Source organism: Sphingobium jiangsuense (assembly GCF_014196495.1).
Taxonomy (GTDB): Bacteria; Pseudomonadota; Alphaproteobacteria; order Sphingomonadales; family Sphingomonadaceae; genus Sphingobium; species Sphingobium jiangsuense.
In genome coordinates, this window is the sequence record NZ_JACIDT010000004.1 from 40,156 (window position 1) to 59,304 (window position 19,149).

Sequence of the window (19,149 nt, forward strand, 5' to 3'; positions counted from 1 at the left end):
GCGGATGGCGGTTTTGAATGTAATGTCGGTCACGCTGGATGTCCCCGATATCGCGCCGGGGCTGGATTTCTATGCGGCGGCGGGCCTCGTCGCCAGCGTCGAGGGCCGGCAGGCGCATTTGCGCTGCGAGGGGCAGGACCGGGCTTCGATCGTCCTGCGCGGCGGCGCGGCGCGCAAGCGGTTGCACCATGTCACGCTGCGGGCGGACGGGCTGGAGGCGATCGCGAAGGCGGTTCCGGCGCAGGGCGGCACGGTGGTGGCCGCGCCCGCCGGATTCGAGGATGGCGGGCTGTGGGTGCGCGATCCGCACGGCATGCTGATCCATCTGATCGATTGCGCGCCCGATGCGCCACTGGCCGCGCGCCCCCGGTTCGCCGTCAACGGGCCGGGCGACATCGTGCGCAGCAACCGCTCCGCGATGCTGCCGCAGGCGAGCTATGGCCCGGTCAGGCCGCTGCGGCTGGGGCATGTCCTGCTCTTCAGCCCGGACGTTCCCGTCAGCGTCCTCTTCATGACCGAAGCGCTCGGCATGGGGCTGGCCGACCGGGCGCAGGACGTGATCGCCTTCTGCTGCACCCGGCAGGGAAGCGACCATCATGTGGTGGCCTTCGCCAAATCGCCGGGCATCGGCTTCCACCATGCCAGCTTTCAGGTGGCGGACCCGGACGAGGTCGGCCGTGGCGGCCGCGCGCTCGTGGAGCAGGCGGGCAAGGGCGACTGGGGCTTCGGCCGCCATACGATCGGGTCGAACTTCTTCCACTATATCCAGGACCCCTGGGGATCATGGTTCGAATATTATTCGGACATCGATTTTATCGAGGATTATTCGGCCTGGACGCCGACCAACTATCCGATGGAGGACAGCCTCGCCAATTGGGGCCCGCCCGTCCCGCACGACTTCGTGCACAATTATGAGGCCGTCGGGGAGGAGGAGGCGTGAATGGTCGATAGCGCCCCATCCACGCCTGCCGCCGATCGCGCCCCCTCCGGCGGCGTCCTATCCGGCGGCGCGCAGGGTGGCGCGCCCTTCGCCGCTCCGGCCGCTCACCAGATGGAGCAGCTCCGCCCCCGGCCAGCGCGATCCGCGCCACGCGACATGCTGGTCGGTGCGGACCAGCGCCAGCGGCGCCTCGTAGAGAGCGGCGAGCGCGGGATCCGGGATCGACACGATTTCGATCGGCACGCCGGTTTCCTCCGCATCCCGCGTCGCGCGCGCCGCCTCTTCCTCCAGCCCCTCGCCGAAGTTCAGCAGCGTGAACCCCTGCCCGAAGCGATCGTAGAGGGAGCGGCCGTCGGCCAGCCAGGCATGCGGCGCGACGCAGCCCGGCCGGGCCGAAGGCACATAGTCGGCCGCCAGCGGCAGGGGCGCGGTTCCTTCCGCCGCGATCACCGGGGAGCCCGCATAGCAATAGCCGAGCACGACGCCGAGGCTCTTGAATTCGCGGCGCTTGGCGCGCGCGATCGTCTCGCCCAGCTCGGCGCGCAGCCTGTCGCCCTCGGCGCCTTCATCCTCTATGCCGGGGCGGTAGAGCTGGTTGCCGAGCGTCTTGTGGTTCTCGACCGCCTCGTCGATCACCTGCCGGTGCAGCGGGCGACGCTCGCCCTGATAGCTGTCGAGCAGCGCGTCCCCGCCCCAGCCTTGCAGCACGGCGGCCAGCTTCCAGCCGAGGTCGACGGAATCGGCGATGCCCATGTTCATGCCGTAGCCGCCGAAGGGCGGATGCAGATGGCACGCATCCCCGACCAGAAACACCCGCCCGTCGCGATAGCGGTCGGCGATGAACTGGCTGGCCACCCATTCGTCGGTGCTCAATATCTCATAGGGCAGATCGATGCCGGTCGCGGCGCGGATCAGCGCGGCGGCTTCCTCGTTGCTGAGCCGCATCCCCTCCTTCACCGCCGTCGGCATGAAGAACCAGCGGTCGCCGCTGTCCATCGGGCCGATCAGGCTCGGCGTGTCGGCATTGACCTGCCAGTACATGATCGCGGGGCCGAGATTGTGCGCGGCGGCGAGGCCGGGCGCGCGGAACACCACATTATAGTTGCGCGACAGCCCGTATTCGCCCTCGAACCGCGCGCCGATCAACTCGCGCACAAGGCTGCGCGCGCCATCGGCGCCGACCAGATACTCGCTTTCGACCGTGAGGACGGTGTCGGACGCCAGATCGCGCACGGTGCTGACGACCTTGTCCTCCCGCCGGGCAAAGCCCTCGAACGCGTGGCGGAAGCGCACCTCGACCGTGGGCAGGGTCGCGACGTGACGGCGCAGCACCTCCTCCAGCAGATATTGCGGGATCCATTGCGCATGTTCGGAATAGCGGGGGTCGGGCGCCGGGTCGCAGTTGAACGCGTTGGGAATGCGGGTAAGCAGCCGCCCGCCCAGCCGCGTCGCGAACACCACGTCCGACGGATAGTCGCAGCCGAAGGGCGACGCCGCCGCGAGCGCATCGGCGATGCCCCAGCGGCGCAGATGCTCGCGCGTGCGGATATGCGTGGTCTTGGCGCGGGGCGCATAGCCGACCCGGTCGTTCTGCTCGATCAGAAGGCAGGGAATCGACCGGGAACCAAGCTCTATGGCCAGCGCAAGGCCGGCAGGCCCGGCCCCGGCGATCAATACCCGCGTTGCAATCGCATCCGTCATTCAACCTCCTCAGTCGCTGGCGGGCCCCGGACCCGCCGGTTCCCGCCGCCCTCTCCTAGCTTCGGCCGAAGGGGAGGAGAGGATGGCAAGATCGTTCCAGTGATATGAAACGGGCATAGCAATGAAGCTTTCGCACATCCGCGATGTCACCGCCGTAGTGGAACATGGCAGCCTGCGCGCCGCCGCCCGCCATCTCGGCCTGGCCCAGCCCGCCGTGTCGCGCAGCATCCGCGAGCTGGAGCATGAGCTGGGCGTGACGCTGTTCGAGCGCAGCGCGCGGGGCGTCATCCTGACGCCGATGGGGGAGTTGTTCGTGCGCCGCGCCCGCGCCGCGCAGCATGAGCTGCGGCAGGCGTGCGAGGAGATCGACCAGCATCGCGGGGTCGGCACCGGCACCGTGTCGGCGGGCCTTTCCACCGCGTCGCTGCTGTCCCTGCTGCCCCGCGCGATCGAACCGTTCCGCCGCCGCTTCCCGGATATATTGCTGCGGATCAACGAGGGGCTGTTCACGGCGCTGGAAAAGAGCCTGAAGGACGGGGGGCTGGATTTCTATGTCGGGCCGATGGCCGAAACGCCGCCCGCGCAGGAATTTCTGGTCGAGAAGCTGTTTTCCAACACGCGCCGCGTCTTCTGCCGCAAGGGCCATCCGCTGGCGCAGGCCCGGTCGCTCGCCGAGCTGGCCGATGCGATATGGATATCGACCAAGGTGACCTCCTTCGACACCGCCGAGCTGGTGCCGGTGTTCGAGCGCCACGGCCTGCCGCCGCCGCGCATCGGCATGCATGCGCCCTCGGCGCTGAGCATGACCGTCGCGACGGCCCATTCCGACCTGCTGATGATGCTGCCCGAACAATGGCTCAACGCGCCGATCACGCGGGAGATGCTGACCTGCATCCCGATCCGGGAGGAGCTGCCCGGCCCGTCCATCTGCCTCATCCGGCGCGCGCGCCTGCCGCTGACCCCGGCGGCGGAATATTTCAGCGACATGCTGCGCCGGGCGGCGGCGGGGCTGGTCGCCCGGCGGGAGGAACCGGAGGAGGCGCTATGCTGAAACGCTATCGCCGAAATCATTCTGCCATACTGAAAGCGGCGGGAAGGCGGGGCTAACAGAATGATGCGAAGCGCGACGTGCAGTCGCGCGCCAATATAACGGACCAGTATAACGGGGAGGAAAAAGGATGTCTGTTTCATCTGGAATGACCATGATGCTGACCGGGGGCCTGCTGGCTTCGACCGCGCTGAGCGGCCCGGCCTGGGCGCAGGGCGGTGCCAATGCCAATGCCAATATAGGCCTGGAGGATATCGTCGTCACCGCGCAGCGCCGCGAGGACAATCTCCAGCGCACGCCGATCGCCATCACGGCGCTGTCCCCGGCGGAGCTGGAAACGCGCAACATCCAGTCCGCCCGCGACCTGATGCAGGTGACGCCGGGCCTTCAGGTCAACACCCAGACGGCCGGGAACAGCGGCGGATCGGCCACCTACTTCCTGCGCGGCATGGGGCAGCAGCGCTCGGCGAACGGCACCAGCCCGGCGGTCGGCATCTATGTCGACGATTTCTACTACCCCTCGCTGCACGGATCGGTCTTTGCGATCCTCGATCTCCAGCAGGTCGAGGTGCTGCGCGGGCCGCAGGGCACGCTGTTCGGGCGCAACACCATCGGCGGCGCGATCCGCTACACCACCAAGAAGCCGGATTTCAAGGAAACGACCGGCTATGTGCAGGGGACGGTCGGCAGCTATGACCGTTTCGACCTCACCGGCAGCCTGAATGTCGCGCTGTCCGACAAGGTGGCGATACGGATGACCGGCGGCCGCCTGCGCACCGACGGCTATGTCCACCAGCAGAACGGAGGAAAGGACGCGGGCGCGACCAAAACCGATCTGGTGCGCGGCCAACTGCGCGTCGCGCCGACCGAGACGCTGGAGATCAACCTCGCCGGTCAATATACCGAGAGCGAGATAGACGGCTTCCCCTATTATGTGCCCCGTCCGGTCAACACGTCGATCGGCCTGCCGGGCGCGTGGAACCGATCGGCCAACGGCGCGGCGAGGCCCTATGACGACCGCTATGCGTCGGAATGCGATTATTGCCAGGCGGGCACCAACCGGCGCGAAATGTCCGACGGCACCTACAAGAGCGTGACCGGATCGATCGCGTGGACCCTGTCCGACAGCTTCTCGGTCAAGTCGCTGACCGGCTGGCAGAAGGTCGAGAGCAGCTACATCAAGGATCTCGACGCGTCGCCGCTGCCCATTTCCGACAGCGTCAGCAGCGGCACCGACCGCGCCTTCTCGCAGGAACTGCAACTGAACGGCGATTTTCTCGACGGGCGCCTGAACACCGTTTTCGGCGGCTATTATTATGACGAGAAGCATGTCGACCTTCCGCCGAAATACGGCAACCAGACCAATCTCGGCAGCACGATACCGCAGGCGCTTCTCACCGGCTGGACCAAGACCAAGGCGGCGTTCTTCGATGCCACCTTCAAGGTCACCGACCGTTTCACCGCGCTGGGCGGCATCCGCTACAGCGTCGACAAGAAGCGCGCCATCGTCCGCTCCGCGGCGGGCGCGACGATCGCCACGATCGACGACAAATTCCCCAGCACGACCTGGCGCGCGGGCGTGCAGATGCAATGGACGCCGCAGGCGATGACCTATGCGACGATCTCGCGCGGCTTCCGCGCCGGCGGCGTGGGCAAGATCAACAATGCCAGCCCGATCCTCGACAGCTTCGAGCCGGAAACCGCCACCAACTATGAGGTCGGCGCGCGTATCGACCTGTTCGACCGCGTGCTGCGCCTCAATCCGACCCTGTTCCATACGCGGTGGAAGGATATTCAGGTGCAGCGCGTCGTGCCCTCCACCGGTTCCGGCGGCGCGCAAATCTATGTCGACAACGCGGCGAGCGCGCGCAGCCAGGGCTTCGAGCTGGAAGCGCAGCTTGCGGCGACGCGGCAGCTTCGCCTGTTCGGCGCACTGTCGCTGCTGGATACCAAATATACCAGCATAGGCCCGATTTCGGCGATCACGCTCGACACCAAGTTCGTGCGCGCGCCGAAGGTCACCTATTCGCTCGGCGCGACCTATGATGCCGATGTCGGCGACGCCATCCATGCCCGCGCCACGCTGAACTGGAGCTATCAGGCCAAGCAATACAGCGCGCCCAGCGTGCCCATCCAGCCGGTGATCCCGGCCTATGGCGTGCTGAACGCGAGGGTCGACCTGTCGCACAAGGACAGCGGCCTTTCGCTCGGCCTGTTCGTCACCAACCTGACGGACAAGGTCTATTATATCGGCGGCAACGATTATTCGAACGCGGCGACGGGCACGGCCCAATACGATCTCGGTCGGCCGCGCGAATTCGGCGCGACGCTGAAATTCGCGTTCTGACGCACGGGCGGGCCACTGCATCGGCGGCGGCCCGCAACGCAAGGACGGGAGGGTTCGGCTCAATGCGCAGAAGGCATTTCATCGGCGGGCTGGCGGCGGGCCTCGCCGCCGCGCCGCTGGGGGCGAAGATCGGTTCCGGCCGCGCGGCCGCCCCCGATATCGTGTTCATCATGGCCGACGACCTAGGCATCGCCGATATCGGGGTCTATGGCGCGCGGCATATCCGCACCCCGCATATCGACAGCCTGGCGAAGGACGGCCTGCTGCTGACCGAGGGCTATTCCAGCTCGGCAAGCTGCACGCCCACGCGTGTGGCGCTGGCGACGGGATGCTATCAGGGGCGCTTCGCCGTCGGGCTGGAGGAGCCGCTGTCGGGCCGCAAGGACCATCTCGGCCTGCCCGCCGACCGCCCGACCATCGCCTCGGTCCTGCGCGACCGGGGCTATCGCACCGCGCTGGTCGGCAAATGGCATATGGGCCTCCCGCCCCTCCACGGACCGTTGCAACATGGATATGAAAGCTATTTCGGGCTGCTGGGCGGGGCCGCCGATTATTTCCGGCATCGCTACGCTCTCGACCGGCAGGCGCCGGGGGACGGGCTGCACCGCGACGACCGGCCCGTCGAGGCCGCCGGATATATGACGGAGCTGCTCGGCAAGGAGGCCGTCCGCGTCATCGAGGCGCGCGACCCGCGCCCGCTGTTCCTCAGCCTGCATTTCACCGCGCCGCATTATCCGTGGGAAGGACCGGAGGACGAGGCGGTGTCGCGGTCGCTCACATCGATCAGCCACTGGTCCGGCGGCTCGCTCGCAACCTATGCCCGGATGGTCGAGGCGATGGACGGCGCGATCGGCGAGGTGCTGGCCGCGCTGCGCCGCAGCGGCCGGGCGGACAATTGCATCGTCGTCTTCACCAGCGACAATGGCGGCGAGCGCTTTTCCGACACATGGCCCTTCACCGGCGTGAAGGGGGAGTTGCTGGAAGGCGGCATCAGGGTGCCGTTGCTGATGCGCTGGCCGAGCCGCCTGAAGGCGGGCGCGCGCTCCGGCCAGGTGATGGCGTCGATGGATTTCCTCCCCACGCTGCTGGGCGCGGCGGGCGGCGAGCCGGACAAGGCGGGCCGGTTCGACGGGGATAATCTGTTGCCCGTGCTGCTGGGGCGGGAGCCGCCGCGCGAGCGCACGCTGTTCTGGCGCTTCAAGGCGAGCGGACAGGCGGCGGTGCGCCGGGGGGACTGGAAATATCTGAAGCTGGGCGGGAAGGAGCATCTCTTCAACCTGAAGGACGATCCGCGCGAGCGGGCGGAACGTTCCGGCGAGCATCCCGCGCTGCTGGAGGAACTGAAGGCGCTGCATGCCGATTGGGAACGGGGGATGCTGCCCTATCCGCCCGACAGCCTGTCGGAACCGGTCAGGAACCATTATCCCGATCGCTACTGACGGGCGGGTCCTCCCCCTCCCCGCCTTCACCAGGGCTTGGACAGCTCCACCACGCTTTCGCCCATGATCGCGGCGATGCGCTCGTCATTGCCGCCTTGCTGCTCCAGATCGCCGATCAGCACGCTGTTTTCGACCACCACGCGGCTGCGGTGCCAGCGGCGCTCGCCGAAGGCTTTCCACGCCTGCTCGATGTCGTCGGCATCGCCCAGCATCTGCCCGACGAGCAGCCCGTCCTCGACCGACAGCCCCGCCCCAGAGGCGAGGTGCGGGGTCGTCGCGTGCACCGCGTCGCCGATCAGGCCGACCCGCCCGGCATGCCAGGGCAGCGGGACGAGCAGCGCCTCCAGCGGGCGGTAGACCACCGATGAATGCGGGCCGATCCCATTGCGGACCAGCCGGATGTTTCCGCCGATCGGCTCCAGCAGGTCGATCATCCGGGGGATCAGCTCCTCCTCGGGAATAAAGGGGTTGCCCGGCATCCTGACATTCGCGAACAGATACATCTTGTCGGGCGAGCAGGGGTTGATGCCGACCTTGAAGTCGCGCCCGAAATAGATTTCCGGGCAGGTCACATGGGCCGGACGGTCGGCGAGCAGGCGCCAGCACCCCTGCCCGGTGAAGCGGGCCCTGGGCGCATCGGGGCGGATCAGCGCGCGGGTGGCCGAATGGAAGCCGTCGGCGCCGACGACGCCGTCATAGCGCCCCGTCTCGCCGTTGCTGAAGCGCACGCTCACCCCGTCCGGCTCCTGCTCCAACTCCGCGACGGTGACGCCCAGTCGGACGTGCGCGCCCATCTCGGTGACCCGCGCCGAGAAGATCGCGTGCAGGTCCGGCCGCAATATGCCGCCCGCCTGCGGCAGATTCTCCTCCAGCGAAGGCGCCAGTATCTCGCGCTGGAAGGTGCCGTCGGCGGAAAAGAAGCGGGTCCGGTCGGAAAGATAGCCCTTGCGCCGCACGCCGTCGAGCACGCCGAGCCGATCGAAGGCGCGCAGCGTCGGCCCGGTGATGGTCATCCCCGCGCCCAGCGCGCGCCAGTGCGGGTCGATGTCGATCAGGTCGACCGCCGCCCCCGCCTGCCGCAGCGAGATCGCCGCCGACATGCCGCCGACGCCGCCCCCTATCACGAGGAAAGTCCTGTCGGTCATGCCCTTTGTCCTTTTGCGCGCGTGTTCATTTCCGGTCCGGGCTAGACAAAGGACGGGCGGCGGTCACACCGATTATATCGATAGCCATGCATCGACGGCCCGAATGCATGGTCCGCCCGCCCGCCCGCCCGCCCGCCTGCCGGACCGGTCGGCCGTCATTTGCGACTTGCCACCTTGAAAAGCGCCCGGCAAACTTCCTTATAGTCTAGAGCAGCGCCCGCCGGCATCGACCGGGCCGGCTGAAAAGCGAGGTGAGGACATGAATTCGGGACGATCGCGGCGATGGATGTGGGCGGACGCAGTCGGCCTGATCGACAGGATGGAGCGGCTGCACCAGCAGGGCTATTCCCCTGCCCGCGCCGGGGGCGGCATGGCGAGCTGGGAGCCGCCGGTGGACATCATCGAGACCGATCATGAGGTGCTGGTGCTCGTCTCCCTGCCCGGCGTCGACCCCGAGCATGCCGAGGCGTTCATCGAGGACGGCGTGCTGGTGGTGCGCGGCCAGCGCGTGCTGCCGCCGGAAATCCGCACCGCGCGCATCCACCGGCTGGAGCTGCCGCAGGGCCGGTTCGAGCGGCGCCTGTCCCTCCCCGCCGGGCGCTATCAGGATGTGCGGCGGTCGAGCGTCAACGGCTGCCTGCTGGTGTCGCTGCACAAGGCCGATGGCGGAGGGCAATGGTGATGGACACTCCGCTCCCGACCGAAGCGCAGGACGTCGCGCGGGAAAGCGCGGCCCCGGACCCGGCCCCCGCGCTGCCCGACCTGCCGGAGGATGCGATCATCATCGTGCCGGTGCGCAATTTCGTGCTGTTCCCCGATGTGGTGATGCCGCTGACGATCGGGCGGCCCGGATCGATCAATGCGGCGCAGGCGGCGGTGCGGCGCAGCCTGCCGGTCGGCGTGCTGGCGCAGCGCGACGCCGCCGTCAACGACCCGACCGCCAATGATCTGCACCGCGTCGGCACGATCGGCAATGTGCTGCGCTATGTGACGGCGCCCGACGACACCAACCATCTGATCGTGCAGGGCGAGACGCGCTTTCGCATCGTCGAGTTCCTCGACGGCTGGCCCTTCCTCGTCGCCCGCATCACGCGGATCGAGGAGCCGGAGGCGACCGGCCCGGAGATCGAGGCGCGGCTCATCAACCTGCGGCGGCAGGCGCTGGAAACGGTCGAGCTGCTGCCGCAGGCGCCGCAGGGGCTGGCCGAGGCGATCCGCACCATTTCCTCCGCCGCCACCCTCGCGGACATGGTCGCCGCCTATCTCGACATCACCGCCGACCAGAAGCAGGAGATCCTCGAAACCATCGCGCTCGACGCGCGGCTCGACCGGGTGTCGCGCCTGCTGGGCGAGCGGCTGGAGGTGCTGCGCCTGTCGGCGGAGATCGGCCGCGACGTGCAGGAAACGCTGGGCTCGCGCCAGCGCGAAGCCCTGCTGCGCGAGCATATGGCGGCGATCCAGCGCCAGCTGGGCGAGGATGACGGCAAGACCGCCGAGATCGCCGAATTGACCGAAAAGATCGAGCAGGCGCACATGCCCGCCGAGGTCGAGGAGCAGGCGCGCAAGGAATTGCGCCGCCTTGAGCGCATGCCCGACGGCGCGGCCGAGCATGGCATCATCCGCACCTATCTCGACTGGCTGACCGAGCTGCCATGGCGGCTGCCGGAGGAAAAGCCGATCGACATCGCCGAGGCGCGGGGCATACTCGACGCCGACCATTACGGCCTCGACAAGATCAAGCGGCGGATCGTCGAATATCTCGCCGTGCGCAAGCTGGCGCCGGAGGGCAAGGCGCCGATCCTCTGCTTCGCGGGACCTCCGGGCGTCGGCAAGACCTCGCTCGGCCAGTCGATCGCGCGGGCGATGAACCGGCCGTTCGTGCGCGTCAGCCTCGGCGGCGTGCACGACGAGGCGGAGATACGCGGCCACCGCCGCACCTATATCGGTGCGCTGCCCGGCACCATCATCCAGGCGATCCGCAAGGCGGGCACGCGCGACTGCGTGATGATGCTGGACGAGATCGACAAGCTGGGCCAGGGCGTGCACGGCGACCCCTCCGCCGCGATGCTGGAGGTGCTGGATCCGGAGCAGAACGGCACCTTCCGCGACAATTATCTCGCCGTGCCGTTCGACCTCAGCCGCGTCGTGTTCATCGCCACCGCGAACATGCTCGACACCATTCCCGGCCCGCTGCGCGACCGGATGGAGATCATCAGCCTGCCCGGCTATACCGAGGAGGAGAAGCTCGCCATCGCGCGGCGCTATCTGGTGCGGCGGCAGCTGGAGGCCAATGGCGTGACGGCGGAGCAGGTCGAGATCGACGACGCAGCGCTGGAGGCGATCATCCGCTTCTACACCCGCGAGGCGGGCGTGCGGAATCTGGAGCGGGAGATCGGCAAGACCATCCGCCATGCCGCCGTGCGCATCGCCGAGGGATCGGCCGCCCATGTCGCGATCGCCGAAGCAGACCTGCACGAGATATTGGGCGGCCGCATCTTCGAAAATGAGGTGGCGCAGCGCACCAGCGTGCCCGGCGTCGCCACCGGCATGGCGTGGACGCCGGTGGGCGGCGACATATTGTTCATCGAGGCGACCAGGATGCCCGGCAACGGCCGGCTGATCCTGACCGGCCAATTGGGCGACGTGATGAAGGAAAGCGCGCAGGCCGCGCTCAGTCTGGTGAAGAGCCGGGCCGGGGCGCTGGGCGTCGATGCCGGGCTGTTCGAGAAGAACGACATCCATGTCCATGTGCCCGCAGGCGCGACGCCCAAGGACGGGCCGAGCGCGGGCGTCGCGATGTTCATGGCGCTGGTGTCGCTGCTGACCGGCCGCACGGTGCGTAGCGACACGTCGATGACCGGCGAGATATCGCTGCGCGGCCTCGTGCTGCCGGTGGGCGGGATCAAGGAAAAGGTCGTCGCGGCGGCGGGCGCGGGCATCACCCGCGTGATGCTGCCCGCGCGCAACAGGCGGGATTATGACGACATTCCCGCCAGCGCGCGCGACAGGCTGGAGTTCATCTGGCTGGAAAAGGTCGAGGATGCGCTCGACAACGGGCTGGAGCCGCCCGTGCCCTCCGCCTCCCCCGGCTGAAGGGCGCGGCGCGGATCAGAGGTCGGGCAGCTTGAGGTGCGGGACCGCCCGGTCCGACTTCGGGTCGACGATGCGGCTATAGGCGATGATGAGCTTTTTGAGCGGCCTGTCGAAATATTCGAGCTTTCGCTCGACATTCGACCGTTCGGGGCACGCGACCATCGGGGCCTTTTCGTTTTCCTCCAGAAAATGCTCGCCGGTCAGTATATCCGCGCCCAGCCGCAATTCGCCGAACAGGGCGATCAGGTTCACCCGCTGGGGCGGATAATGCTCCAGCAGCAGGTCGAGGCGGTGCAGCGCGAGGTCGATATGCTCGGCCGTTTCCCGGCGGCGCTCGGGATCGCCGAAGAAAGGCCGCGACGCGGTTTCGAGCGTCAGCAGCGCGTGCAGCACCGGCTCCGCCTTTTCGGCCGCATCGGCCTTGCGCTTGCGGTCCTCGATCCAGACCGCTCCCGCAACGGCGAGGCCGGTGCCGCACAGCGCGCCGAGGAACCCCATCACATCGCCCGCGTCCAGCCTCGTGCGGTTGTGAAAGGCCACCACCAGCAGGGCGACGGCAAGGCCCGTGCCTCCGCCGACAAGGGCGGACATCAGTTTGTCGTTCATGCTGTCCATACCCCCTATTGTGTTGAGCTATGGCCGGAACGCAAGAGGGGAGATGCAGCGCGATGTCCTAAGGGGCCGGGCTGGCGACCCCGGTGAGCGGTGGCGCGGCCTTCTCCCTCATGCCCCGCAGCAGCACCAGCACCCCGCCCAGCGCGATCGCCGCCGCGGCGAGAAAGGCGCGGTTGAGCGCGGTGAACGGATCGGGATCGCTCGCCGCCACCGACAGGAGCGCCACCGCGCCGAGCGACACGCCGATCTGCTGGCTGGTGAACATCGCGGCGGAAATCACGCCCTGCCGCCCGGCGGGCTGCCGCGCCGCGAGCATCGCCATCAGCACGGTGAGCAGCGCGATGCTGCCCGCCGCGCCCAGCAGCATCGGCGCCATCACGTTCATCGCATAGCCCCGGTCCGGCCGCATGAAGCCGTTGAGGGCCAGCCCGGCGATCAGCAATATGGCGGCGCCGAGCAGCGCGCGGCGGAGCGGATAGCGGCCCATGATCCGGCCCAGCATCTGCCCCGTCAGGATGACGGCGACGGCGTGCGGCATCATGCCCATGCCGGACTGGGCGGGCGTCCACCCCATCGCCCGCTGCATCACCAGCGCGGGCAGCAGGAACAGCGCCGAGGACGCGGCCATGATCGCCGTCATGCCGATGATGCCCGGCACCGTGCCGCTGCGGTGCAGCACGTCGGGTGGCAGCAGCGGCGAGGCGGCGCGCGACTGGCCGCGCCGGAACAGGCCCAGCAGCGCAAGGCCCGCCGCGCCCAGCGCGAGGCGCGCGCCCGCATCGGCCAGCAGGCCCGAACCGCCGGAAATCGCGAGCACCAGCGCGATGATCCCCGGCACGAACAGCAGTGCGCCTGTAAGGTCGAAGCGCTGGCGCGCCGCCTCCCCCGCGCCATGGGGCACGAGCATGCGGCTTGCGCCCAGCAGCAGGAGCATGATCGCCGCAGTGGCGAGGAACACCGATCGCCAGCCGAATTCGCCCGCCAGCAGGCCGCCGAGGCCGGGGCCGAGGAACAGCGCGATGCCCTGCACCATGCCGAAAATGCCATAGGCGCGGTGCCGGGCGGGTCCTTCGGGAAGGACGGTGTTGATGACCGAGAAATTGGCCGGGATCATGATCGCCGCGCCCAGCCCGAACAGCAGCCTGCCCGTGACCAGCAGCGCGAAATGCGGGGCGATGCCCGCGACCAGCGCCCCGCCCGCCCCGATCGCCAGACCCGCTGCGATGCAGCCGCGCTGACCGATCATGTCGGCCAGCCGCCCGCCGACCAGCATCATGCTGGCGAAGACGAGCGAGGAAAAGCTGACGAGGCCGCTCAGCATCACCGGCCCGGCGGCGAAGTCGCGGCCGATCGACGGCAGCAATATGCCCATCGTGACCAGATCCATGGTCAGGATCATCTGCACCCCGCCGACCAGCAGGGTGAGCGGAAGATAGCCGGGCGCCTCCCGCCCGCGCGATGCCGTCATGCCGTCCATCCCCACTCTCCTGCCCCTGCCGGCGAAGGAGTATGGCTAACTATCATGTTAGTCAATCAGGTTATATTATCGGTCGGGAGGGCTTGATCCGATCTGGTAGTTCTTTTCAGGATCATTTATTGATTATTGTTTATATAAGGCCCATATTGCGGGCAGGAGACATATCGCATGGCAGCATCCGCACCCGCAAAGGCGCTCGACCGCAAGAGCCTGACCGGCCCCGCGCTACGGACCTTCTTCCGCATCGCCGACGCATGGCGGCTGACCGAGGGCGAGCAGATGCAGATCCTCGGCCTCGACAGCCGCTCGACGCTGCAAAACTGGAAGCGGGGCGCGGTGTCGAGCATCTCCAAGGATGCGCTGGAACGCATTTCCTACATCCTCGGCATCTACAAGGGCCTGCATATCCTGCTGCCCAAGACCGCCGACGAATGGGTCAGGAAACCCAACAAGGCGCGCCTGTTCGGCGGCCGGTCGGCGCTCGACCGCATGGTTTCGGGCAATGTCGCCGACCTTTTCGTCGTGCGGCAATATGTCGACAGCCAGCGCGGCTGAACCATGCCCATGCCCATGCCCATGCCCATGGACGTGCCCGTGACCGCCGTGGCCTGGACGCCCGGCTATCGCATCATCCCCAGCCGCTTCCCGCCGATCGGCCTGTTCGAGAAGGTGGCCGATTCCGCCGACCTCGAAGCGGTGTTCCAGGTGGAGGCGATGACCAACGACCGGCTGCGCGAGGAGGCAGGCGAACTGGCGCTCGTTCCGCCGGAGGACCGCATCTCCGGCCCCGGCACCACGCCGATCATGGCGGCCTTCACCCATCCCAACCCGGACGGCGACCGCTTCACCGACGGCAGCTTCGGCGCCTTCTACGCCGCCCGCGCGTTCGAAACCGCGATCGAGGAGACGAAATATCACCGCGCCGCCTTCCTGCAAGCCACCGACGAACCGGCGCAGGAAATCGACATGCGCGTCTATGCGGTCGATCTCGCCGCCGATCTCCACGATATCCGGGCGCTGCGTGCCGGGCGGCCGGATCTCTACGACCCGGACAGCTATGCCGCCTCGCAACGCTTCGCCGGGCAGGTGCGGGACGCCGGGGCGGACGGCATCGTCTATTGCAGCGTCCGCCATGACGGGGGCGAGTGCGCCGCTGTTTTCCGGCCCCGGCTGCTGTCCAACTGCCGGCAGGAACGGCATCTCTGCTATGTGTGGGACGGCGGCGCGATCCGGACGGTCTACGAAAAGAAAAGCTTCGAGGGCTGAGCGCCCCGCGCGTCCAGCCGCAGCGCGCCCGCGCGATGGAATATCTCGGTCGTCACCGGCTCATTGTCGGCCGCGCGCATCGCGACATGGAACATCACCGGCTCCAGCGGCGGCATACCGTCCAGTGCGACCAGCGCGCCGCTCGCCATGTCCTCGCGGACCATCGATTCGGGGAAGATGCCTATCCCCCCGCCCGCCTTGGCGATGTCGATCATCATCTGGGCGTTGTTGCACAGGTTGAGCGGCCGGTTGGGAAGGGCCGAGGTGGCGATCGCGTCGCGCATGCGGCCATGGATGGGCGAATGGCTGGCCAGCGACCAGATCGGCACCATGCGGTCGGGCGCGGCCTCGCGGAATGCGGCGGCGACCTCCGGATTGGCGAGCCAGACCAGCGACACCGCGCCGATCGAGCGGAATTTGAGCGCGGGGTGCGTCACCGGCCCGGCGGCGAAGGCGATGTCGGTGCGGCCGGTCAGCAATTGCTGGATCAGGTTCGCGGTCAGGTCGATCTCCAGCTCCAGCGTCACCTGCGGCATGTCCGCCTTGAGCTGCGAGAGGAAGGCGGGCAGGCAGCTCGCCGCGACGATCTCCCCCGTGCCGATGCGGATCACGCCGCTGACCTCGCCGAAGCCGCCGCATGCCAGCAGCGCGCTTTGCAGGTCGCCCCACAGACGCCCGCATTCGCGCACCAGCTGCCGCCCGGCGGGGGTCAGCGACATGCTGCGCCCTTCGCGGCGGAACAGCTCCGCGCCGACATGCGCCTCCAGCTCGCGGATGCGGGCCGAAATCGCAGGCTGGGTGGTGTTCAGCCGCGCGGCGGCGGCGGCATAGGTGCCCAGCCGGTCGATCCACAGCAGCGTCTCGATATGATAAAGGGCAACGCGATTGATAGCCATCGGTGATGATTATAGCAAAAAACAAATCATTAGAAATAATCAATTCCCTCGGTCAGACTGGCGCCGCAGGAAGAGGTGCTGATATGGTGAAAAAGCTTTATTCCGACGCGTCCTCGGCGCTTGAAGGGTTGTTGTTCGACGGCATGCAGATTTGCGCGGGCGGTTTCGGCCTGTGCGGGATACCGGAGCGTCTGATCGACGCGATCCGCGACAGCGGCGTGAAGGACCTGACGATCGCGTCCAACAATGCCGGGATCGACGGCGAGGGCCTCGGCAAGCTGTTGCGCACGCGGCAGGTGAAGAAGATGATCTCCTCCTATGTGGGCGAGAACAAGGAATTCGAGCGCCAATATCTGGCGGGCGAACTGGAGGTGGAGTTCTGCCCGCAGGGCACGCTGGCCGAACGCTGCCGCGCGGGCGGCGCGGGCATCCCCGGCTTCTACACCAGGACCGGCGTGGGCACGCTGGTGGCCGAAGGCAAGGAAGTGAAGACTTTCGACGGGCAGGATTATATCCTCGAACGCGGCATCTTCGCCGATCTCGCGATCGTCAAGGGCTGGAAGGCGGACGAGGCGGGCAACCTCATTTTCCGCAAGACCGCGCGCAACTTCAACCAGCCGATGGCGACCGCCGCGAAGATCTGCGTGGCCGAGGTCGAGGAAGTGGTGCCGGTGGGCAGCCTCGACCCCGACAGCATCCATCTGCCGGGCATCTATGTGAAGCGGATGATCGTGGGCGCGCCCTATGAGAAGAAGATCGAGTTCCGCACCGTTCGGCAGAGGGAGACCGCATGATGAGCACGGAAACGGCGGCAAAGGGCTGGACCCGCGACCAGATGGCGGCGCGCGCGGCGCGCGAGCTTCAGGACGGCTTCTACGTGAACCTCGGCATCGGCATCCCGACGCTGGTGGCCAACCATATTCCCGAAGGCGTCGAGGTGACGCTGCAATCGGAAAACGGCATGCTGGGCATCGGCCCCTTCCCCTATGAGGGCGAGGAGGACGCGGACCTGATCAACGCGGGCAAGCAGACGATCAGCGAATTGCCGCAGAGCGTCTATTTCGGTTCGGACCAGAGCTTCGCAATGATCCGCGGCGGGCATATCGACCTGACCGTGCTGGGCGCGATGGAGGTTTCGGAAACCGGCGACATCGCCAACTGGATGATCCCCGGCAAGATGATCAAGGGCATGGGCGGCGCGATGGACCTCGTCGCGGGCGTGAAGAAGATCATCGTCGTGATGGAGCATACCAGCAAGAACGGCGACCCGAAGTTCATCCCGGCCTGCACGCTGCCGCTGACCGGCCGCAATGTGGTCGACATGATCGTCACCGACCTCGCGGTGTTCCAGCGGCCCGACCATGACAGCCCGTTCCGCCTGATCGAACTGGCGCCGGGCGTGACGAAGGAAGAGGTCGCGGCCAAGACCACCGCCCATTATGTGACCGACTGAGGGCGGGCGATACCCATCCCAAGAGCAAAAGGCGCGGGGCCCACTCCCCGCGCCTTTTCGTTTTGGCGGTTATGCCTCGCTTGTGGAATGGGTTGCGGGCGGAGGGGCGTGGCCACACGGCAGACGATAATCACGCGGAGGCGCGGAGACGCGGAGAGGGAACGAGCCGCAGGCTCTTTGTGCCCCTGCTTCCTCGTCTCAACTGCCAGTATGAGATAGAGCTTCGCAGTGATTATCTCCGCGCCTCCGCGTGAACCTGTTTGCTTCAGCGGTTGACGTCCGCCCTGCTCTCTCACGTCATGTCAGCGCAAGCCGGCGTCCGCAGCGTCGGGCACCCGTCGCCTTGCGCCGATCGCCGGTCAGCAGGGCCGGAACCGTTTCCATCCCCAGAACAGCAGCGCCCCGGCCAGCAGCGAGATGGCGCCGAAGATCAGCGACACCGATGCCGTGCCCAGACCCGCATGGAACAGCCAGCCCGCCGCCGCGGGCGCGATCGCGCTCGACACGCGGCCCGTCCCGCTGACGAAGCCGGTGCCCGCCGCCCGCGCCTCGTCGCCGAAGGTCGTCGCCAGCGCCGCATACATGCCGCTCGCCGCGCCGAAGAGGAAGAAGCCGCACAGGCCGCTGATCAGCAGCATCAGCGGGAAAACCGGCGGCGTCACCCCGAACAGGGCGGTCATCACCCCCATCAGCACCAGCTGGCCCGACACCAGCCCGCGCAGGCTGTGCCGCCGCGCCAGCCAGCCGAGCAGCAGGCCGCCCGCCGCCCCGGCCAGGTTGGCGACCGCCGAGGCGAGGCTGGCCCGCGTCGCAGGGAAGCCCGCGTCGGCGATCATCTGCGGCATCCAGCTCAGGAAGAAATAGATGGTCTGGACCAGCAGCAGGTTCACCGACATGATCCACAGCGTCGCGCCGATCTGGTCGCGTGCGAATACGGCGGCATAGCCTCGCCGCCGGGGCGCGCCGCCTTCCGCCAGCGCCGCCAGCGGGGGCTGGCCGCATCTGACCAGCACCGCATTGAGCCGCGCGAGGCTGCCCTCGCGCCGCCGCGTCAGCAGATAGGCGATGGATTCGGGCAGCGCGAGGATCACCACCGGCACCAGCAGCAGCGCCGCGACGAACCCGGCGAGGAACACCGCCCGCCAGTCATAACGGGCGAGCAGCAGCGCCGCGCCCAGCCCGCCCACCATGCCACCCACCGGATAGCCGATCGCCATGATGGAGACGGTCAGCGCCCGGTAGCGCGCATTGGCGAATTCCGCCGCGATCGGGTTGATGATGGCGACGCAGCCGCCGATGCCCAGCCCGGCGATCACGCGATAGAGCGCCAGTTCCTCCAGCGAGGTGGCGAAGGCGCACAGCAGCATGCCCAGCGCCATCAGCGCCAGCGCGACCAATATCATCGGCTTGCGCCCCACCACATCGGCCAGCGGGGCGAGCGCGAAGGCGCCCACCGCCATGCCGCCCAGCCCGGCCGCCAGCACGATGCCCAGCGCCGCCTTGCCTATCCCCCAGGCGACGGTCAGCGCCGGGGCGGCGAAGGTGACGGACAGCACGTCATAGCCGTCCAGCGCGGACAGCAGGAAGGTGATGGCGATGGCGATGATCTGCGTCCGGCTCATCGGCGCGGCATCGAGGCGGGCGCGCACGTCCTGCGCCCCGCCCTCGCCGGGCGATGGCTGCGCCGCAGCGGAGATCGGCAACTCCGGAACCGTCATCACATCCTCCA

The 19,149-nt window shown here is 67.9% G+C and carries 16 protein-coding genes; 10 read left to right on the plus strand and 6 right to left on the minus strand.

Annotated elements, in window-relative coordinates:
- The first annotated feature begins 4 nt into the window (after positions 1-4).
- Positions 5-940, plus strand: a complete 936-nt coding sequence (locus GGR43_RS06980; RefSeq protein ID WP_188071252.1) for a VOC family protein — start codon at positions 5-7, stop codon at positions 938-940.
- A 57-nt stretch (positions 941-997) separates the two neighbouring features.
- Here GGR43_RS06980 and GGR43_RS06985 read toward each other — a convergent pair whose 3' ends face one another.
- On the minus strand, positions 998-2,641 hold the full coding sequence (locus tag GGR43_RS06985; protein WP_188071253.1) for an FAD-dependent monooxygenase: 1,644 nt from the start codon (positions 2,639-2,641) through the stop codon (positions 998-1,000).
- A gap of 121 nt (positions 2,642-2,762) precedes the next feature.
- Here GGR43_RS06985 and GGR43_RS06990 point away from each other — a divergent pair, with 121 nt between their 5' ends.
- From GGR43_RS06990 to GGR43_RS07000, 3 genes are all read left to right on the plus strand, one after another.
- Positions 2,763-3,692: a LysR substrate-binding domain-containing protein gene (locus GGR43_RS06990; RefSeq protein ID WP_188071254.1), complete on the plus strand. Its 930-nt coding sequence runs from the start codon at positions 2,763-2,765 to the stop codon at positions 3,690-3,692.
- 127 nt (positions 3,693-3,819) lie between these two features.
- Complete coding sequence (locus GGR43_RS06995; RefSeq protein WP_188071255.1) at positions 3,820-6,036, plus strand: TonB-dependent receptor; 2,217 nt, start codon at positions 3,820-3,822, stop codon at positions 6,034-6,036.
- 62 nt (positions 6,037-6,098) lie between these two features.
- A complete protein-coding gene (locus GGR43_RS07000) occupies positions 6,099-7,475 on the plus strand; it encodes a sulfatase-like hydrolase/transferase (protein ID WP_188071256.1) in 1,377 nt (458 codons plus the stop codon).
- A gap of 26 nt (positions 7,476-7,501) precedes the next feature.
- On the opposite strand, the gene GGR43_RS07005 is transcribed toward GGR43_RS07000, so the two are convergent.
- The gene (locus tag GGR43_RS07005) at positions 7,502-8,620 is read right to left on the minus strand and encodes an FAD-dependent monooxygenase (RefSeq protein WP_188071257.1); all 1,119 of its coding nucleotides are present in this window, start codon (positions 8,618-8,620) and stop codon (positions 7,502-7,504) included.
- Positions 8,621-8,906: 286 nt separating this feature from the next.
- Here GGR43_RS07005 and GGR43_RS07010 point away from each other — a divergent pair, with 286 nt between their 5' ends.
- Positions 8,907-9,302: an Hsp20/alpha crystallin family protein gene (locus GGR43_RS07010; RefSeq protein ID WP_246343411.1), complete on the plus strand. Its 396-nt coding sequence runs from the start codon at positions 8,907-8,909 to the stop codon at positions 9,300-9,302.
- On the plus strand, positions 9,302-11,713 hold the full coding sequence (lon, locus tag GGR43_RS07015; protein WP_188071259.1) for an endopeptidase La: 2,412 nt from the start codon (positions 9,302-9,304) through the stop codon (positions 11,711-11,713). Before GGR43_RS07010 ends, lon begins: the two co-directional genes overlap by 1 nt.
- 15 nt (positions 11,714-11,728) lie before the next feature.
- Here the strand turns inward: lon and GGR43_RS07020 are convergent, their stop codons facing one another.
- Together GGR43_RS07020 and GGR43_RS07025 are read right to left on the minus strand one after the other, a co-directional pair.
- Complete coding sequence (locus GGR43_RS07020) at positions 11,729-12,319, minus strand: hypothetical protein (protein ID WP_188071260.1); 591 nt, start codon at positions 12,317-12,319, stop codon at positions 11,729-11,731.
- 67 nt (positions 12,320-12,386) lie between these two features.
- Positions 12,387-13,805 carry an MFS transporter gene (locus tag GGR43_RS07025; RefSeq protein ID WP_188071261.1) on the minus strand — a complete coding sequence of 473 codons (1,419 nt, stop codon included), beginning with the start codon at positions 13,803-13,805 and terminating at the stop codon, positions 12,387-12,389.
- A gap of 168 nt (positions 13,806-13,973) precedes the next feature.
- On the opposite strand from GGR43_RS07025, the gene GGR43_RS07030 reads away from it, so the two are divergent.
- Both GGR43_RS07030 and GGR43_RS07035 read left to right on the plus strand, forming a co-directional pair.
- Positions 13,974-14,360 (plus strand): antitoxin Xre-like helix-turn-helix domain-containing protein, encoded by a 387-nt coding sequence (locus GGR43_RS07030; protein WP_188071262.1) that lies wholly within the window; start codon positions 13,974-13,976, stop codon positions 14,358-14,360.
- A gap of 27 nt (positions 14,361-14,387) precedes the next feature.
- The gene (locus GGR43_RS07035; RefSeq protein ID WP_188071490.1) at positions 14,388-15,071 is read left to right on the plus strand and encodes an RES family NAD+ phosphorylase; all 684 of its coding nucleotides are present in this window, start codon (positions 14,388-14,390) and stop codon (positions 15,069-15,071) included.
- Here the strand turns inward: GGR43_RS07035 and GGR43_RS07040 are convergent.
- Positions 15,044-15,967: a LysR family transcriptional regulator gene (locus GGR43_RS07040; RefSeq protein ID WP_188071263.1), complete on the minus strand. Its 924-nt coding sequence runs from the start codon at positions 15,965-15,967 to the stop codon at positions 15,044-15,046. The genes GGR43_RS07035 and GGR43_RS07040 overlap by 28 nt on opposite strands.
- An 83-nt stretch (positions 15,968-16,050) precedes the next feature.
- Here GGR43_RS07040 and GGR43_RS07045 point away from each other — a divergent pair, with 83 nt between their 5' ends.
- Positions 16,051-16,761: a CoA transferase subunit A gene (locus GGR43_RS07045; RefSeq protein ID WP_188071264.1), complete on the plus strand. Its 711-nt coding sequence runs from the start codon at positions 16,051-16,053 to the stop codon at positions 16,759-16,761.
- Positions 16,761-17,420: a CoA transferase subunit B gene (locus tag GGR43_RS07050; protein WP_425502172.1), complete on the plus strand. Its 660-nt coding sequence runs from the start codon at positions 16,761-16,763 to the stop codon at positions 17,418-17,420. Before GGR43_RS07045 ends, GGR43_RS07050 begins: the two co-directional genes overlap by 1 nt.
- A gap of 359 nt (positions 17,421-17,779) precedes the next feature.
- Here the strand turns inward: GGR43_RS07050 and GGR43_RS07055 are convergent, their stop codons facing one another.
- Positions 17,780-19,138, minus strand: coding sequence for an MFS transporter (locus GGR43_RS07055; protein WP_223177337.1), 1,359 nt, complete (start codon positions 19,136-19,138; stop codon positions 17,780-17,782).
- Positions 19,139-19,149 lie beyond the last annotated feature (11 nt).

Coding starts and splice junctions, on each gene's coding strand:
- GGR43_RS06980 (WP_188071252.1), top strand. CDS start 5: ATGGCGGTTTTGAATGTAATGTCGGTCACGCTGGATGTCCCCGATATC.
- GGR43_RS06985 (WP_188071253.1), bottom strand. CDS start 2,641: ATGACGGATGCGATTGCAACGCGGGTATTGATCGCCGGGGCCGGGCCT.
- GGR43_RS06990 (WP_188071254.1), top strand. CDS start 2,763: ATGAAGCTTTCGCACATCCGCGATGTCACCGCCGTAGTGGAACATGGC.
- GGR43_RS06995 (WP_188071255.1), top strand. CDS start 3,820: ATGTCTGTTTCATCTGGAATGACCATGATGCTGACCGGGGGCCTGCTG.
- GGR43_RS07000 (WP_188071256.1), top strand. CDS start 6,099: ATGCGCAGAAGGCATTTCATCGGCGGGCTGGCGGCGGGCCTCGCCGCC.
- GGR43_RS07005 (WP_188071257.1), bottom strand. CDS start 8,620: ATGACCGACAGGACTTTCCTCGTGATAGGGGGCGGCGTCGGCGGCATG.
- GGR43_RS07010 (WP_246343411.1), top strand. CDS start 8,907: ATGTGGGCGGACGCAGTCGGCCTGATCGACAGGATGGAGCGGCTGCAC.
- lon (WP_188071259.1), top strand. CDS start 9,302: ATGGACACTCCGCTCCCGACCGAAGCGCAGGACGTCGCGCGGGAAAGC.
- GGR43_RS07020 (WP_188071260.1), bottom strand. CDS start 12,319: ATGAACGACAAACTGATGTCCGCCCTTGTCGGCGGAGGCACGGGCCTT.
- GGR43_RS07025 (WP_188071261.1), bottom strand. CDS start 13,805: ATGGACGGCATGACGGCATCGCGCGGGCGGGAGGCGCCCGGCTATCTT.
- GGR43_RS07030 (WP_188071262.1), top strand. CDS start 13,974: ATGGCAGCATCCGCACCCGCAAAGGCGCTCGACCGCAAGAGCCTGACC.
- GGR43_RS07035 (WP_188071490.1), top strand. CDS start 14,388: ATGGACGTGCCCGTGACCGCCGTGGCCTGGACGCCCGGCTATCGCATC.
- GGR43_RS07040 (WP_188071263.1), bottom strand. CDS start 15,967: ATGGCTATCAATCGCGTTGCCCTTTATCATATCGAGACGCTGCTGTGG.
- GGR43_RS07045 (WP_188071264.1), top strand. CDS start 16,051: ATGGTGAAAAAGCTTTATTCCGACGCGTCCTCGGCGCTTGAAGGGTTG.
- GGR43_RS07050 (WP_425502172.1), top strand. CDS start 16,761: ATGAGCACGGAAACGGCGGCAAAGGGCTGGACCCGCGACCAGATGGCG.
- GGR43_RS07055 (WP_223177337.1), bottom strand. CDS start 19,138: ATGACGGTTCCGGAGTTGCCGATCTCCGCTGCGGCGCAGCCATCGCCC.